A 442-nucleotide genomic window follows, 5' to 3' on the forward strand; every position below is an offset into this window, starting at 1 on the left:
TACCAGTCCCGGCCCGCGGCGCCCAGGGCTGCCCGCAGCGCCGGCTCCGCATGCAGGCGCAGCACGGCCTGCGCGCATTGCTCGGGAGTCTCCGCCGGCAGGTAGTGGAGCCCGGGCACCAGCCGCAGTCCGCGCGCGGCCTCGGCGCTCGCGACCACCGCCATGCCCCGCGCCAGGGCCTCCAGCGTCTTCAGCTTGGTGCCGCCACCCGCCAGGACGGGCAGCAGCGCCACCGTGCAGGCCGCGTACACCGGCTCCACGTCCGGCACGTCGAACCAGGGCCGCACGCCCTCTGCCGCCTGCAGCCGTGCGCGCAGCCAGTCCGGCGGGCGGGCACCGGCGACGTGGAGGGTCCACGGCGCTGCCAGGCGTGCGCGCAGCAGCGGCGCCAGCCCTTCTGCCAGCAGCAGCGCGGCTTCCTGGTTGGGTGGGTAGTCCAGGC

Annotated in this window: 1 protein-coding gene; it reads right to left on the reverse strand. The window is 76.9% G+C overall.

Going from position 1 to position 442, the window contains the following annotated elements:
• Positions 1-442 (reverse strand): glycosyltransferase family 4 protein (locus tag K9U40_RS23885; protein ID WP_282892534.1); only part of this gene is annotated, 442 nt, incomplete at both ends.

It is taken from the genome of Xanthobacter autotrophicus (assembly GCF_030015065.1).
In the GTDB taxonomy this organism is placed as follows: Bacteria; Pseudomonadota; Alphaproteobacteria; order Rhizobiales; family Xanthobacteraceae; genus Xanthobacter; species Xanthobacter autotrophicus_D.